Here is a 17,287-nt window from a genome sequence, read left to right on the forward strand (position 1 = left end):
TGTCATCATAATTAACATCAATAATGCACCAACCGCAAGACCCTCACTAGGTATATAGTCTTAGTGAGGGCTTTATGCTCATTCTCTTTATTCTGTGGGTAAGGACGGAGCCATCATGAATGTCTTGCTCACTCCCTTTTTAGTGTGCATTATCTGTATCTATGGTTATAGATATTATTGATAGCTACTCATAGTTTGAAAAAATAACTGAATTTTCAGAATATACTTGCAATGCCGATAGTTTTATGTTTTAATATATTTATTGGTTTTGCCAATAATGAAGGAGAAAAACTAGGAGGAAAAGTTATGAAAAAGAAAGAAACTTTCTCACTTCGGAAGTATAAAATTGGAACTGTGTCTGTTCTTTTGGGTGCAGTTTTTTTGTTTGCAGGTGCACCATCGGTAGCTGCAGATGAATTGACAAGCCTTGTAGAGACTAAGGTGGAAACAACTGTTCCTGACGCAATCATCAGCGAATCAGCCTCAGAAAGTCCCGTTGTCGAGGAGTTAGTTGACACTTCTGTGGAGGCTACCTCAACTGATGTAACCACTACAGATAATGAAGAGGAAACATCTGGCTCAGAAGCTCTTGAAAACATCACAAATGCAGAAGTAGAAACAACTCAACCAGCTGTAGAAACTCCAGCTATTTCAGAGAAAAAAGTAGAAGAAGAGGAGAAGCTTTCCGTAGCAGATGAGACTACTGCTATTACGAATCAGGAAGAAGCGAAACCACAAAACATTGATAGTAATACGATCATTACAGTACCTAAAGTTTGGGATAGTGGTTACAAGGGCGAAGGAACAGTAGTTGCAATCATAGATTCCGGTCTTGACGTTGACCACGATGTATTGCATATTTCAGACCTCTCAACTGCAAAATATAAATCAGAAAAAGAGATAGAAGCAGCTAAAGAAGCAGCAGGAATTACCTACGGTGAATGGTTTAACGATAAGGTTGTATTTGGTTATAACTATGTTGATGTGAATACTGTCTTGAAAGAAGAAGACAAACGTTCACACGGTATGCACGTAACAAGTATTGCCACAGGAAATCCGACACAACCAGTCGCTGGACAATTAATGTATGGTGTAGCTCCTGAAGCGCAAGTCATGTTTATGCGTGTATTCTCAGACCTCAAAGCTACAACAGGTGCAGCATTGTACGTAAAGGCGATTGAAGATGCTGTAAAATTGGGTGCAGATAGCATCAACCTCAGTCTGGGAGGAGCTAATGGCTCTGTTGTTAACATGAATGAAAATGTGACTGCAGCAATCGAGGCTGCTCGTCGTGCAGGGGTTTCTGTTGTTATTGCAGCTGGTAATGATGGAACATTTGGTTCAGGTCATTCTAATCCGTCAGCCGATTATCCAGATTATGGCTTGGTCGGTGCTCCTTCAACAGCTCGCGATGCAATTTCTGTCGCTTCTTACAATAACACAACGGTTGGTAGTAAAGTAATGAATATCATTGGCTTAGAAAACAATGCTGACTTGAATTATGGTAAGAGTTCGTTTGATAATCCAGAGAAAAGTCCTGTACCATTTGAAATCGGGAAAGAATATGAATATGTCTATGCGGGAATCGGTCAAGCTTCGGATTTTGATGGTCTAGATTTGACTGGAAAACTTGCACTTATCAAACGTGGAACGATTACCTTCTCAGAAAAAATAGCCAATGCAACAGCTGCAGGTGCAGTAGGGGTGGTCATTTTCAATAGTCGTCCAGGTGAAGCCAATGTAAGCATGCAACTTGATGATACAGCTATTGCAATTCCATCTGTCTTCATTCCATTGGAATTTGGTGAAGCTTTGGTAGCTAACTCATATAAGATTGCGTTCAATAACGAAACAGATATTCGCCCTAACCCAGAAGCAGGTCTTCTTTCAGATTTTTCAAGTTGGGGTCTATCAGCGGATGGCGAGCTAAAACCAGACTTAGCTGCTCCAGGTGGTGCTATTTATGCAGCCATCAATGATAATGACTATGCCAACATGCAGGGAACAAGTATGGCTTCACCACACGTGGCAGGAGCAGCCGTACTTGTAAAACAGTATTTACAGGCAACTTACCCTACTAAGTCCCCTCAAGAAATCGAAGCCTTAGTAAAACACTTGCTTATGTCTACTGCTAAAGCACATGTGAACAAAGAAACAACAGCCTACACTTCCCCACGCCAACAAGGTGCAGGTATCATCGATACTGCAGCAGCTATTTCTACAGGTTTATATTTGACTGGCGAAGATGGGTATGGCAGCATTACCTTGGGAAATGTTGAGGATACATTCAGCTTTACGGTCACACTTCATAACATTACAAACGAAGATAAGACTTTAAACTACTCAACACAATTAACAACGGATACTGTTCAAAACGGATTGATCACCTTGGCTCCACGTCTATTAGCAGAGATTCCTGGCGGTAAGGTGACTGTGAAAGCCAATTCAAGTACAACTGTTACAATTAATGTCGATGCATCAAGCTTTGCAGAAGAATTGACAGGTTTGATGAAAAACGGTTACTATCTTGAAGGTTTTGTTCGATTTACAGATGTAGCCGACGGCGGTGATATTGTCAGCATTCCATACGTTGGTTTCCGTGGGGAATTCCAAAATCTAGCCGTTCTAGAAGAGCCAATTTACAATCTTATTGCCGATGGTAAGGGGGGCTTCTACTTTGAACCTGTTACAGCACAGCCAAATACTGTTGACATTAGCCATCACTACACAGGTCTTGTTACAGGAAGTACGGAGTTAATCTATTCTACAGACAAACGATCTGACCTTGCGATCAAGACTCTTGGTACATTTAAAAATGAAGCAGGATACTTTGTTTTAGAGCTTGATGAGTCTGGTAAACCTCATTTAGCTATCTCGCCAAATGGGGATAACAACCAAGATTCGCTCGCTTTCAAAGGTGTCTTCTTGAGAAATTATACTGATTTAGTCGCAAGCGTCTATGCTGCAGATGATACTGAGCGAACAAATCCACTTTGGGAAAGTCAACCACAGTCAGGCAATAAAAACTTCTATAGTGGTGATCCTAAAAATCCAAAATCAAGCATTATTTATCCTACTGAATGGAATGGAACAGATAGTGACGGAAATGCTTTAGCAGATGGTAAGTATCAATACGTTTTGACCTACTCATCTGAAGTTCCAGGTGCAGCAGTACAAACTATGATTTTCGACGTTATCATCGATAGAGAATCACCAGTTATCACCACAGCTACCTATGATGAAACAAACTTTACATTTAACCCTCGTCCAGCCATTGAAAAAGGAGAATCCGGTCTATATCGCGAGCAAGTATTCTATCTTGTAGCAGATGCAAGCGGTGTGACAACTATTCCTTCCTTATTAGAAAATGGTGATGTAACCGTTTCTGATAATAAGGTATTTGTGGCACAAAACGATGATGGCTCCTTCACATTGCCTCTTGATCTTGCAGATATTTCAAAATTCTACTACACAGTGGAGGATTATGCTGGTAATATCAGCTATGAAAAAGTAGAGAATCTGATCAGTATTGGCAATGAAAAAGGGTTGGTAACTGTCAATATTCTTGATAAAGATACAAATAGTCCTGTACCAATACTCTTCTCTTACTCAGTCACCGATGAAACAGGCAAGATTGTTGCAGAATTACCACGATATGCCGGCGATACTAGCGTTCTTAAGCTACCATTTGGTACTTACACCTTTGATTTATTCTTATATGATACAGAGTGGTCAAGCCTAGCAGGTGAAACAAAAGCAGTCGTGACGATTTCGGAAGAAAATAGCACTGCCGAGGTGAATTTCTATGTGACTTTGAAAGATAAGGCCAACTTGTTGGTAGATATTGATGCATTACTACCTTCTGGTTCAACCATCCAACTGGTAACTGCTGATGGCCAGACTATTCAGCTACCAAATGCTAAATATTCTAAGACTGATTATGGTAAATTTGTACCAGTTGGTACCTACACTATCCTTCCAACCCTCCCAGAAGGCTATGAATTTTTGGAAGAATTAGACGTAGCAGTACTTGCAAACCAGTCAAATGTTAAGAAATTAACCTTGATTAATAAAGTTGCTTTGAAAAAACTTATTGCTGAACTTGCGGGACTTGAAGAAACAGCGCGTTATTACAATGCTAGTCCAGAACTTCAAACTGCCTATGCTAAAGCATTAGAAGATGCCAATGCAGTATATGCCAATAAACACAATCAGGCACAAGTAGATTCAGCACTTGCCAGTCTTGTGGCGGCGAAAGAACAGCTAAACGGTCAGGCCACCGATAAGGAAAAACTAATTGCTGAAGTATCAAACTACACACCGACTCAGGCAAACTTTATTTATTACAATGCTGAAAACACCAAACAAATTGCCTATGATACAGCTGTTCGTTCAGCACAACTTGTATTGAACCAAGAGAATGTAACACAGGCAGTTGTCAACCAAGCGTTGGCTGACTTGTTAGCAGCGAAAGCCAACTTAGATGGTCAAAAGACTGATATTTCAGCCCTTCGTAGCGCAGTATCCGTTTCTTCTGTATTAAAAGCGACAGATGCTAAGTATCTCAATGCATCTGAGAACGTGAAACAAGCTTATGATCAGGCAGTTGAAGCAGCGAAAACGATTCTAGCTGATGAATCTGCAAGCCAAGCAAGTGTCGATCAAGCTCTAGCCCTTCTGACAAGCGCTCAGGCAGAACTGGATGGTGTTGCTACTCCAACAAATGATGCCAAAGAGCCAGCAAATACTGCCACTGACAAAAAAGATGAAGGCACTGTAACGCCTCCACCTATAGACTCAGAAAAAGTTGATGTACAGGCACCTCCTGTAAAAGATACTGGGAATTCAGGGCATGTACCGATAGGTCAGAAGCCAAACCCTCAACCAACTTTACCTCGTCCAGTCACTTTGCAAGCTAGTCTATCTAGTCCTAATCAAGAAAAACAGGTGACTCAACTACCAAATACTGGAGAAAATGATACAAGATACTATCTTGTTCTTGGTATCATTATTGGGCTTGGGACTCTGTTGGTAAGCAAACGACGTCACAAGGAAGCAGTATAACCAACACTAGCTTTATCACAAGTTTGCTAAATAATAAAACCGCTTAATCATTGATTAGGCGGTTGTTTGTGTTTGAAATTGAAGCATTATCTTTTGGATGTTTCTTGAGACATCAGTTGGCTTTACAAGATAATAATCTTGAGCCAGTTGGTCGGCAATATAGGAGTGGAGGTAGGTTGCTACAAGGATTCTTTCATATAGTTGAACATGGGGAAATTGTACAGCAAATCCTGCAATCATACCTGCAAGAGTATCTCCCATACCTCCTGTTGCTTGGTAGGGACCACCAGCTCCTATTGGAGTGACTTGGTTTGGCTGGGTTTTTAGGATTTGTGTAGCAGAACTTTTAGCTACAAGGATTGTATTTTCTTGAAAAGATTGCAAGGCTTCAAGATTTCTTTGGCTTGTTTGTTGAGCAATGGGGATGCATGATAGTCTTTCCCATTCTTTTTGGTGGGGAGTTAAAATGACTTGTTTACACGGGAAGTTCTTCCTGTTTTGCTTTGCAATTAAGGTAAGGGCTGAGCCATCAAGAACTAAAGTCTGCTGGTCAGATAAATGTTCAAAAACAAAGTCCAATAACTGTTCAGCTCTGCTATTTTCCCCCAAACCTGGACCAATCAGTACCAAGTCAGCATTTTCTAAGCTACTTATCAGCAAGGCTTGATCGTCAAATGAAAATGCCATGGCTTCAGGCAGATGACTATGTAAGGCTGGTATGTTGTCTTTTTCAGTAGCAACAGTTACCAAGCCTGCTCCACTGTTGACGGTTGCTAGTGCGGCCATGATAATCGCTCCACCATAAGGATACAGTCCACCAATCAGCAAGGCTCGGCCATAGCTTCCCTTATGGCTATTGCGTGGTCTTGCTTGAATAACCTTTCTACAGAGTTCTTGTAAGTCCATACTTATTCCCCCTTTTCTTCTTATTATATCACGAGGAATGAGGTTTATGACAATCCAGATTTTAGATAAATCCAAGTTTTCATGCTATAATGAATTCATGGTATTATCAAAAAAACGTGCAAGAAAAGTTATTGAAGAAATCATCGCTCTATATCCTGATGCTAAGCCTAGCTTGGACTTTCGAAATCACTTTGAGTTGGTATGTGCAGTGCTCTTATCTGCTCAAACTACAGACGCTGCGGTGAATAAGGCAACACCTGGTTTGTTCGCAGCTTTCCCTACGCCCCAAGCCATGGCGGCAGCAGAAGTGAAGGATATTGAGCCTTATATTTCCCGTTTGGGTTTGTATCGAAATAAAGCCAAATTTTTGAAAGAATGCGCCCAGCAGTTATTGGAACGGCATAATGGCATTGTACCGCAGACTCGTGAGGAATTAGAAGCTCTGGCAGGAGTGGGAAGAAAAACGGCCAATGTTGTCTTAAGTGTCGGTTTCGGAATCCCAGCCTTTGCAGTTGATACCCACGTGGGACGGATTTGTAAACACCACGATATTGTCAAAAAATCGGCTACACCCCTGGAAACAGAGAAACGAGTCATGGAAGTCTTACCTCCTGAACTCTGGCTCCCTGCTCATCAAGCTATGATTTATTTTGGTCGTGAGGTTTGCCATCCTAAGAACCCTGAATGCGAAAAATTCCCACAATTATATGAATTTGACTAAAAAATCTTCTGTTTTTGAAGATTTTTTTAGTTTTTATGTGAAATTGTTTGAGTAAATTCTGAACATTTTTTAAAATTTTATAAGAATAGTAACTCAGAAAAGAATTATACGAATGTTATGTTTTATAAACGATTCTAAAAAGTGATATATCCGAATATTATCTAGATAGGTTTCTTTTTTATTGACAAAACACAAACAATAAGCTATACTATATCTTGTAATAAGGAAAAAATACGAAAAACAAACTGTTTTTCTGTTCCAATGTTAAGAAAAAGAGGTAGAAGCATGTTCAACGAAACTCCAGTTTTTGACTACGAAGATATTCAGCTCATTCCAAATAAATGTATCATCAATAGCCGTTCCGAGGCAGATACAACAGTGACTCTTGGGAAATATAGCTTTAAATTACCAGTTGTTCCAGCTAATATGCAGACTATCATTGATGAAGATGTGGCAGAAATGCTTGCCAAAGAAGGGTATTTCTACATCATGCATCGTTTCGATGAAGCTGGTCGTATTCCATTTATCAAACGCATGCACGAGCAAGGTTTGATTGCTTCCATCTCTGTTGGCGTAAAAGAATATGAATATGAGTTTGTGACTAGCTTGAAAGCTGATACCCCTGAGTTTATCACCATCGATATTGCTCATGGCCATGCAGAAAGTGTTATCAAGATGATCCAACATATCAAGAAAGAACTGCCTGAGACATTTGTTATTGCAGGTAATGTCGGTACTCCAGAAGCAGTTCGTGAACTAGAAAATGCTGGTGCGGATGCGACAAAAGTTGGTATTGGTCCAGGTAAAGTATGTATTACAAAGGTTAAGACTGGTTTTGGTACAGGTGGTTGGCAGCTGGCTGCCCTTCGTTGGTGTTCAAAAGCTGCTCGTAAGCCAATTATTGCGGATGGTGGTATTCGTACCCACGGAGATATTGCCAAATCCATCCGCTTTGGTGCAAGTATGGTCATGATAGGCTCCCTCTTTGCCGGTCATATCGAAAGCCCAGGAAAGACGGTAGAAGTAGACGGCAAACAGTTTAAAGAATACTATGGCTCTGCCTCTGAATACCAAAAAGGTGCTTACAAAAACGTGGAAGGCAAAAAAATTCTCCTACCAGCCAAAGGTCACTTGAAAGATACGCTGATTGAAATGGAGCAAGATTTGCAATCGTCTATTTCTTATGCTGGCGGTCGAGATATAACTAGCTTGAAGCATGTGGACTATGTTATCGTGAAAAACTCTATCTGGAATGGTGACTCTATCTAGTCAAAGAGGACTTGCAATGCAGGTCCTTTTCTTGTTACAATATTTATATAAAATTGAAAGAGAATAAGTATGTATCAAACAAGAAATAACAAAGAGAAGCTCTGGCTCTTTATCAAAATATTTTTGCCCATTTTAATTTATCAATTTGCTAATTACTCCGCATCCTTTATCGATACCATGATGACTGGTCAGTATAGTACTATGGATTTGGCAGGTGTTTCCATGGCAACAAGTCTTTGGAATCCCTTGTTCTCATTTCTAACAGGGATTGTATCTGCATTGGTCCCAATCATCGCTCAATATTTAGGAAAAGGTGAAAGAGATAAGATTCGCCAGGAGTTTCATCAGTTTGTCTATCTAGCCATCGGATTAACCATTTTACTCTTATGTTCGGTCCTTTTTATTGCTATTCCAGCCCTTGAACGTTTTGAACTTGATGAATCTGTTTTTCAAGTCGGTCGGCAGTACCTCTATTTTATTTCCATTGGTATCCTGCCTCTCTTGCTCTTTAGTGTCTGCCGATCCTTTTTCGACGCCCTCGGTTTGACTCAGCTATCCATGTACCTCATGTTGCTCCTTGTCCCATTTAACAGTCTATTTAACTATCTCTTAATTTATGGGAAAATGGGCCTACCGGCCCTGGGCGGAGCTGGAGCTGGATTGGGTACTGCTTTAGCTTACTGGGCGGTATTGCTAGTAATCGTCATTGTCATGTGCAAAAATAAGACTATTGCATCTTATCAGATTTGGCGGTGGAGTCCGATTGACCTTTCTTTATTGAAGGAAGGCTTGAAAATTGGTTTGCCGATTGGTTTACAAGTTTTTGCAGAAGTGGCTATTTTTGCAGTAGTAGGGCTCTACATGGCAAAATTTTCAGCCCAGATTATAGCAGCCCACCAGTCAGCTATGAACTTTGCGACATTATTATATGCCTTTCCTGCCTCAGTTTCTTCAGCCCTAGCTATTGTCATTGCTTATGAAGTAGGGGCTAAACGACCACAAGATGTGAAAGCCTACAGCCGTCTAGGACGCTTGGTTGCACTTGGTTTTGCAGGCCTAACACTCACTTTCCTTTATTTTTTCCGCTCCAAAGTTGCCTACCTTTATGGTAATGATGCAGAATTTATCCGTCTGACCTCGCATTTCCTGAGCTTTGCCCTCATGTTCCAATTGGCAGATGCCTTTACAGCACCTATTCAGGGGATTTTACGTGGTTACAAGGATACGACTGTTCCATTTATACTTGGTTTGGTTGCCTATTGGTCTATGACCTTCCCAGTCGCATTCTTGCTTGAAAGATTTTTCCAAATGGGTCCAGAAGCCTATTGGATTGGTCTCATTTCAGGGATTTTTGTCTGCGGAATAGCTCTTAATTTGCGCTTGATCAAAATAGCTCATTCTCATTTGTCCGTGAAATAAATTAACTATGAAAGTCGGAGGCATCCGGCTTTTTCCTTACTTGAGAAAATGTCTTCGTCGTGTTAGAATAAAAGGATAGAAAATCAAATGGAGAAGTCATGAATTATTTTAACGTAGGAAAGATTGTCAATACCCAAGGCTTGCAAGGAGAAATGCGTGTTTTGTCTGTGACCGATTTTGCTGAAGAACGCTTCAAGAAAGGGGCAACATTGGCCTTGTTTAATGACAAAGACCAGTTTGTCATGGAAGTTGAAATTGCTAGTCACCGCAAGGCTAAGAACTTTGATATTATCAAGTTTAAGGGCATGTACCATATCAATGATATTGAAAAATACAAGGGCTTTAGTTTGAAAATTGCCGAGGAAAACTTGACCGATCTCGAAGACGGCGAGTTTTATTACCATGAAATTATCGGATTGGATGTCTATGAAAATGACCAGTTGATCGGACAAATCAAGGAAATCTTGCAACCAGGTGCCAATGATGTCTGGGTTGTCAAACGCAAAGGGAAGAAAGACCTGCTCTTGCCTTATATTCCGCCTGTTGTCCTGAACATTGATATTCCAAATAATCGTGTCGATGTGGAATTGCTAGAGGGCCTAGACGATGAGAATTGATATTTTGACCCTTTTCCCTGAGATGTTTGCACCTCTAGAACACTCTATTGTGGGCAAGGCGCGTGACAAGGGCTTGTTGGAAATCAACTACCACAATTTCCGAGAGAAAGCTGAAAAGGCTCGCCATGTGGACGATGAGCCATACGGTGGTGGCCAAGGAATGCTACTCCGTGCCCAGCCAATTTTTGATACCATGGATAGCATTGAACAAACCAAGCCACGTGTTATCTTGTTGGATCCTGCTGGTAAAACGTTTAACCAAGCCTATGCCGAAGAATTGGCTCAGGAAGAGCAGTTGATTTTCATCTGCGGTCACTATGAAGGATATGATGAGCGGATTAAGACCTTGGTGACAGATGAAATTTCTCTCGGGGATTATGTTCTGACAGGCGGAGAGTTGGCAGCTATGACCATGATTGATGCTACCGTTCGCCTGATTCCAGAGGTTATTGGTAAGGAAGTCAGTCATACGGATGATAGTTTTTCATCAGGGCTATTGGAATATCCTCAATACACCCGACCATACGAGTATCGTGGAATGGTAGTTCCAGATGTATTAATGAGCGGTCACCATGAAAATATTCGTAAATGGCGTTTGGAAGAAAGTCTACGCAAAACTTATCAACGTCGTCCAGACTTGTTAGAAAACTATAATTTTACAACTGAAGAATTAACTATTTTTGAGAAAATCAAAGCAGAAGACACAGTTGATTAAACTGTGTTTTTCTTGCTAGAAGGAGAAATGATGAAACGCAAGGTATTTGAACACTACCAACCTTATAAAATCAAACAAAAGGCAAGATTTGATTTAGGAAATAACGAAAATCGTATCATTGATTGGTCCTTTTTGCCACAAGAGACCTTGGAAAATTTGGATGTCAGTCAATTAAGCTTTTATGGTGATAACACTTACTCCGAACTGATTGAGAAATATGCGGCCTATATTGGAGTGAATCCCAAACAAGTAACAGTAGGTGTGGGTTCTGATCACCTTATTCACATGATTGTTTCCACCTTTATGGAAAAGGATGATACTTTTATGACTGTCAATCCAGACTTCTTCATGTATGAAACCTATAATCACATGCATGGTAGCCAGTTTGAAGCTATTGACCTGATTGAAAAAGATGGAACATTGGCTTTGCCGGTGGAGAGCCTGTTGGCGCGTGCAGAGGTAAGCAATGCAAAGATAATCATGCTGTCTAATCCAAACAATCCTTCGTCTGTAGCCTATTCGCTAGAAGATTTGGAGAAATTGGCTGATTCTTTTAAAGGGCTACTCGTTGTAGATGAGGCGTATATTGAATTTGCAAATGTCGATAGCTTCATCAGTCGTCTGCAACAATTTGACAATGTTTTAGTTTTACGGACTTTATCAAAGGCCTTCGGTCTAGCAGGTTTACGAGTTGGTTTTGCGGTAGGAAGCGAAGAGATAATTTATGAATTGGACAAGGTCATTCCCCCATTCAGCTTGTCAAACTTGACTGCAAAAATGGCAGCTGTTGCATTGAATTATACAGACAAAGTTTTAGAAACAGTGGGAGTAATTCAGAATTTGCGAGAAGAAATGATTTTATTCTTGCAAGGGTTAGATAACTGTCAAGTTCTACCTAGTCATGCTAGTTTTGTAACGTTTAAAGCACCGTGGGCAGAAGAATTTTATCAGCATGCCTTGGCACAGGATTGGAATTTCAAATATTATCCAACAGGTAAATTAGAAGGATATATTCGCTTATCTATTGGAAGACCAGAAGAGATGGCTATGATTAAAGAGATGATCAAATCAGTGATAGAAAATGGGGAGTGGGAAAGAACTCGACTAGTCTAAAAAAGAGTTCGTCAACAATTTTTTGTTTTAAGTTGTTGAGCTGAAACAGTCTATCCCCAGACTGTTTCACTCCCACCCCGCACAGCTCAAACTGTCTGGGAGACAGTTTGAGGTTGGAGATGTAGCGAACTTTGTTCGCAACAGTCGTAATGGTCAGATTTGGAGTGTGAAACACGAACAAATTTGCCAATCAACCACTGCGCTGAGATGTTGACACGAACTCAGGGTAGTAGAGCTGGGCTTAAGCCCAGCATTTTTTTGAAGAAAATTGACATTTTTTGAAAGATTTTGCTAGAAAATGATTGACAATGATATTTTTTAGTGTATAATGGATTTTGTAAACGATTGCAGGAGGTGTTGAACATTCTCAAATCAGAACGCAAACAAGTCATTTTAGAACGCATTCAGGCTCAGCAATTCGTCCGATTGGAAGAGTTAGTTGAGATTCTAGCAACGTCTGAATCTACTGTTCGTAGGGATTTAGATGAACTAGAAAATGAAGGCAAACTTCGAAGAGTGCATGGCGGAGCAGAAGCACCCGCCAATTTGCAATTGGAAGAGTCTATTCTAGAAAAATCTGTCAAAAACGTTCAAGAAAAAAGAGAGATTGCTGAACGAGCAGCTCAACTGATTTTGGACGGAGATGTGATTTTCTTAGATGCAGGCACAACCACAGGGGTACTGATTGATTATCTTCAACAGGAAAATCTGACAGTCGTGACCAACTCTATCCACCACGCGGTAAGATTAGTTGAACGCAAGATAAAAACAATCATTATAGGTGGTTTTGTTAAGCAATCAACAGACGCTTCCGTTGGAGCAGTAGCATTGGAACAAATTCGACAGCTCAATTTTGATAAGGCATTTCTGGGGATGAATGGTATTGATAAAAACTATTTTACAACGCCAGATATTGAAGAAGCGACCATCAAACGCACTATCATAGACAATGCCAAAGAAAGCTATGTTTTGGCAGATGCTTCTAAAATTGGTCAATTCTCCTTTGTTAAAGTTGCGGCAATCGAAAAATCCAACATTATCTGCCAATCTTCAGAAAGCAGTTTGTTGGACATCATAAAAGAGAAAACGAGGGTAATCGAGGTATGATTTATACAGTTACGCTCAATCCAGCGATTGACTATATCGTTCGTTTAGAACATGTCGAGACGGGCAGTGTCAATCGTATGGAGAGCGACGATAAGTATGCCGGCGGTAAGGGAATTAATGTTAGCCGTGTTTTGAAGCGCTTGGGCTATCCGAATACAGCAACGGGTTTCCTTGGGGGATTCACAGGTCAGTTCATCAAAGATGGATTGATTGCCGAAGGAATTGATACTGATTTTGTTCAGGTTAATCAAGATACACGTATTAACGTGAAAATCAAAGCTGACCAAGAAACAGAAATCAACGGTTTGGGTCCGATTGTGACAGATACACAGTTGGCCGAATTAGAAATGGTCTTAGCAGGATTGACCAAGGAAGACACCGTTGTCTTTGCGGGGTCTGCTCCAGCTAGTCTTGGAAATGAAGTCTACAATAGGCTGATTCCCGTGGCGAAAAAAGCAGGAGCGCAAGTTGTCTGTGACTTTGAAGGCCAAACACTTCTGGATTCACTTGCTCACCAACCACTCTTGGTTAAGCCAAACAACCATGAACTTGAAGCAATCTTCAACGTCGAGTTGAATGGCATTGCAGACATCGAGACCTATGCTAAGAAAATCTTAGATATGGGAGCTCAGAATGTTATCATTTCTATGGCAGGGGATGGGGCTTTGTTGGCCACTCCAGCAGCTACTTACTTTGCCAAACCAATCAAGGGAACAGTGAAAAATTCTGTCGGAGCTGGAGATTCCATGGTGGCAGGATTTACTGGCGAATATGTTCGCTCACAAGACCCAATCGAAGCTCTCAAATGGGGAGTTGCTTGCGGTACGGCAACAGCCTTTTCAGACGATTTGGCAAGTATCGAATTTATTAAGGAAACTTATGAAAAAGTTGAGGTAGAAACACTATGAAAATTCAAGACGTTTTGAGAAAAGATGTCATGTTGCTTGATTTGCAAGCGACAAGCAAGGAAGCAGTCATCGATGAAATGATTACTAGCTTGGTTGACAAAGGTTATGTGACTGATTTTGATGTATTCAAAACAGGTATTATGAACCGTGAAGCACAAACGACAACAGGACTTGGCGACGGTATCGCAATGCCACATGCTAAGAATGCTGCTGTAAAAGAAGCGACTGTTCTCTTTGCAAAATCAAACAAGGGTGTTGACTACGCAAGTCTTGATGGTCAACCAACTGACTTGTTCTTCATGATTGCGGCTCCAGAAGGTGCTAACGATACCCACTTGGCTGCCCTTGCTGAACTATCAAAATACTTGATGAAAGCTGGATTTGCTGATAGACTTCGTGCGGCAACAAATCCTGAAGAAGTGATTGCAGTCTTCGATACAGCTGAAGCCGCAGATAAGGCAGTTGAAGAAGTGGTTGCAGCACCAAGTGGTGACCGTCCATTTATCGTTGCTGTTACAGCATGTACAACAGGTATTGCTCATACTTACATGGCAGAAGAAGCACTTAAGAAACAAGCTGCTGAGATGGGTGTTGATATCAAAGTTGAAACCAACGGTGCTTCAGGTGTTGGAAACAAACTAACCGCTGAAGATATCAAGAAAGCAGCAGGTGTTATCATCGCAGCAGATAAGGCTGTTGATATGCCTCGTTTCAATGGTAAACCGTTGGTATCTCGTCCAGTTGCAGCTGGTATCAAACAAGCAGAAGAATTGATTAACATCATTTTGGATGGAAGAGCATCTGCATATACAGCAACAGAAGGAGCTGCTACAGTGGAATCTTCTGAAAAACTCAGTCTTGGTAAAGCATTCTATAAACACTTGATGAGTGGTGTTTCTCAAATGTTACCATTCGTTATCGGTGGCGGTATCTTAATCGCACTTGCCTTCCTATTCGATGGAGCTCTAGGTGTGCCGCAAGACAGTCTTGGTAGTCTTGGTTCTTACCATGAAATCGCAGCAATGTTCATGAAGATTGGTGGAGCAGCCTTCGGCTTTATGTTGCCACTTCTTGCAGGTTACATTGCTTACTCAATCGCTGAAAAACCAGGTTTGGTGGCAGGTTTCGTAGCTGGTGCAATCGCTAGCAGCGGTCTTGCGTTTGGTAAAATTCCTTACGCAGCTGGTGGTGAAGAAACGCTTGCTCTTGCTGGTGTATCATCTGGTTTCTTGGGTGCACTTGTCGGCGGTTTCCTTGCTGGTGGTGTAGTGCTCGTTCTTCGCAACGCTTTGCGCAACCTTCCAAAATCACTTCAAGGTTTGAACGCTATCTTGCTCTTGCCACTTTTGGGAACAGCAATTACTGGTTTCTTGATGTTCTTCGTTAACATCCCAATGGCAGCTATCAACACTGGTATGAACAACTTCCTTGCAGGTCTTGAAGGTAGCTCTGCTATTCTCCTTGGCCTTGTCCTCGGTGGTATGATGGCAGTCGATATGGGTGGTCCAGTCAACAAGGCAGCTTATGTCTTCGGTACAGGTACACTTGCAGCAACTGTTGCTGATGGTGGTTCTGTTGCCATGGCAGCGGTAATGGCTGGTGGTATGGTTCCACCGTTGGCAGTATTCGTAGCAACTCTTCTTTACAAAAACAAATTCACACAAGAAGAGCGTAACTCAGGTTTGACAAACATCGTTATGGGTCTTTCATTCATCACTGAAGGTGCTATTCCGTTTGGTGCTGCTGACCCAGCTCGTGCAATCCCAAGCTTTATTGCTGGTTCTGCTCTTGCAGGTGCCTTGGTTGGTTTGTCAGGCATTCAACTGATGGCTCCACACGGTGGTATCTTCGTTATCGCTTTGACATCTAACCCCTTGCTTTATCTTGCTTATGTAGCAATCGGTGCAGTAGTGTCAGGTGTCCTCTATGGAGTACTTCGTCAATCAAAATAATATGGAAAACCTTGTCTTCAGGCAAGGTTTTTTGATAGCTTTGGAAATGATACTCAATGAAAATCAAAAATAGCATAGGAAATGGCAATGAAGCCGAGGATAGAACTCTGTTACTATCTTGTTTCAAGGTAACAGGCTGAAAAGCTCCACCGGAGCTTTTCACTCATCAAGGGTCTTGCCAACGGATAATTTTGATTTTCGAAGAGTATGAGTTGTTTTTCTTGCTAGATGAACGGGTGCGCTGAGGAATACATCTGTCAGGAATTAGGTAACTCTAAATAAAATGTATATTGAAATGTTTTTAGGATAAAAGGGTGGGTTTTTAGAAAAATATGCTATACTTATAACAAAGAAGAAACAAACGAAGGAGCTTTATATGTTTTGGAAAGAAAAACAAACTAAGTTTTCAATTCGTAAATTTAATCTAGGTGTTGCCTCTGTTATCATTGGCATGACTGGGCTCTTATATACTATACCCAACGAGGTTTTTAGTGCAGAATTACCTGTACTTGCCCAGACCAATATAGCAAGAGAACAGATTTCCTATAAATATGTTCTTTATTCAGAATTAACATCGGATGAGAAGGCACGAATTCAGGCGACCATGCCAGCAAGGCAGGTAGGGAATACCCATACTTACTATATGGTCTATCGTCCAAAGGTCAATTTACCTCAAACAGGAAGTACGTTGCCTTTTGCAAGTAGCTTTATTGGCTTAGGGTTATTGATTATTGGTATATCCTTTACAAAAGATAGGAAAAAGCGACTTGTGAGGAGTTTGATTATTTTAACTGCTACAGGTAGTTTTTCGGTGGCAGCAATTTCTACAGGTAGCCTCTCTGGTTTCGATAAGCAATTTACCCTTGCCGTAGGGGAAGTTTTACCACAAGCTGTGATTTCTATAGATCAGCATGAATTTGTAGGTTTTATTTTAGAGGGGGATGTTAATTCTGAGACAGTCACAGTAACTGAAGCAGTTATCGATGAACAGAAGTCGTCGAGTGAATTAACATTACCAAATACCTTGGTTGATGAATCCGTTAAACGATTGGAAAAACCTGGTTCGACTAGCATTGAAGAGAATCTTGAATCTCCAATTACAGAAGAAAGTCCTGCTTCTAATCAATCTGGTTCAACGCCTGAATCAAGTACATCAGACGAACCAGCTTCTTCAACACCAGAAAAAGAGTCTGAGTCGGGTCAATCTTCATCTTCAACGGAATCAAATGTTCCTGAAGCTCCGACTACGGAAGAAAGTCCTGTTTCTGACCAATCCGATTCAACAACTGAATCAAGTACGTCAGGAGAACCAGCTTCCGATACTCCAAATGACTCAGAAACACCGGTCACTCCGACATCAGAAGGAGCTAATCCTAATCAACCAGTAGGCTCTACTGTCCCAAGTGATTCTTCATCTGATTCACCACAACAGCCAGAGAAAGAAGTTGTATCAGAGCAACCTGAAATCCCAGCGGAGTCAGAAGTACCAGCTTCTT

At 41.1% G+C, this 17,287-nt stretch carries 12 protein-coding genes; 11 read left to right on the top strand and 1 reads right to left on the bottom strand.

Features of this window, described 5'->3' with window-relative positions; all coding sequences use genetic code 11:
• Positions 1–306: 306 nt before the first annotated feature.
• The gene (locus SST62_RS0109800; RefSeq protein WP_029187213.1) at positions 307–5,064 is read left to right on the top strand and encodes a S8 family serine peptidase; all 4,758 of its coding nucleotides are present in this window, start codon (positions 307–309) and stop codon (positions 5,062–5,064) included.
• A 54-nt stretch (positions 5,065–5,118) separates the two neighbouring features.
• Here the strand turns inward: SST62_RS0109800 and SST62_RS0109805 are convergent, their stop codons facing one another.
• The gene (locus SST62_RS0109805) at positions 5,119–5,970 is read right to left on the bottom strand and encodes an NAD(P)H-hydrate dehydratase (RefSeq protein ID WP_029187214.1); all 852 of its coding nucleotides are present in this window, start codon (positions 5,968–5,970) and stop codon (positions 5,119–5,121) included.
• A gap of 97 nt (positions 5,971–6,067) precedes the next feature.
• On the opposite strand from SST62_RS0109805, the gene nth reads away from it, so the two are divergent.
• The 10 genes from nth to SST62_RS0109855 form a co-directional block, all read left to right on the top strand.
• Positions 6,068–6,691, top strand: a complete 624-nt coding sequence (gene nth / locus SST62_RS0109810) for an endonuclease III (RefSeq protein ID WP_024384233.1) — start codon at positions 6,068–6,070, stop codon at positions 6,689–6,691.
• Between the two features lie 285 nt (positions 6,692–6,976).
• Positions 6,977–7,960 (top strand): GMP reductase, encoded by a 984-nt coding sequence (guaC, locus tag SST62_RS0109815; RefSeq protein ID WP_029187215.1) that lies wholly within the window; start codon positions 6,977–6,979, stop codon positions 7,958–7,960.
• Between the two features lie 69 nt (positions 7,961–8,029).
• The gene (locus SST62_RS0109820) at positions 8,030–9,379 is read left to right on the top strand and encodes an MATE family efflux transporter (protein ID WP_029187216.1); all 1,350 of its coding nucleotides are present in this window, start codon (positions 8,030–8,032) and stop codon (positions 9,377–9,379) included.
• 98 nt (positions 9,380–9,477) lie between these two features.
• Positions 9,478–9,996 (top strand): ribosome maturation factor RimM, encoded by a 519-nt coding sequence (rimM, locus tag SST62_RS0109825; protein WP_029187217.1) that lies wholly within the window; start codon positions 9,478–9,480, stop codon positions 9,994–9,996.
• Positions 9,986–10,711, top strand: coding sequence for a tRNA (guanosine(37)-N1)-methyltransferase TrmD (gene trmD / locus SST62_RS0109830; protein WP_029187218.1), 726 nt, complete (start codon positions 9,986–9,988; stop codon positions 10,709–10,711). Before rimM ends, trmD begins: the two co-directional genes overlap by 11 nt.
• 30 nt (positions 10,712–10,741) lie before the next feature.
• Positions 10,742–11,824 (top strand): pyridoxal phosphate-dependent aminotransferase, encoded by a 1,083-nt coding sequence (locus tag SST62_RS0109835; protein ID WP_029187219.1) that lies wholly within the window; start codon positions 10,742–10,744, stop codon positions 11,822–11,824.
• A gap of 357 nt (positions 11,825–12,181) precedes the next feature.
• On the top strand, positions 12,182–12,931 hold the full coding sequence (locus tag SST62_RS0109840) for a DeoR/GlpR family DNA-binding transcription regulator (RefSeq protein ID WP_029187220.1): 750 nt from the start codon (positions 12,182–12,184) through the stop codon (positions 12,929–12,931).
• Positions 12,928–13,839, top strand: a complete 912-nt coding sequence (pfkB, locus tag SST62_RS0109845; protein WP_029187221.1) for a 1-phosphofructokinase — start codon at positions 12,928–12,930, stop codon at positions 13,837–13,839. Before SST62_RS0109840 ends, pfkB begins: the two co-directional genes overlap by 4 nt.
• Positions 13,836–15,791 carry a PTS fructose transporter subunit IIABC gene (locus tag SST62_RS0109850; protein ID WP_029187222.1) on the top strand — a complete coding sequence of 652 codons (1,956 nt, stop codon included), beginning with the start codon at positions 13,836–13,838 and terminating at the stop codon, positions 15,789–15,791. Before pfkB ends, SST62_RS0109850 begins: the two co-directional genes overlap by 4 nt.
• 376 nt (positions 15,792–16,167) lie before the next feature.
• Positions 16,168–17,287, top strand: a 1,120-nt coding sequence (locus SST62_RS0109855) for a YSIRK-type signal peptide-containing protein (protein WP_029942746.1), incomplete at its 3' end; no start/stop codon positions are given.

It is taken from the genome of Streptococcus suis YS56 (assembly GCF_000440115.1).
GTDB lineage: Bacteria > Bacillota > Bacilli > Lactobacillales > Streptococcaceae > Streptococcus > Streptococcus suis_L.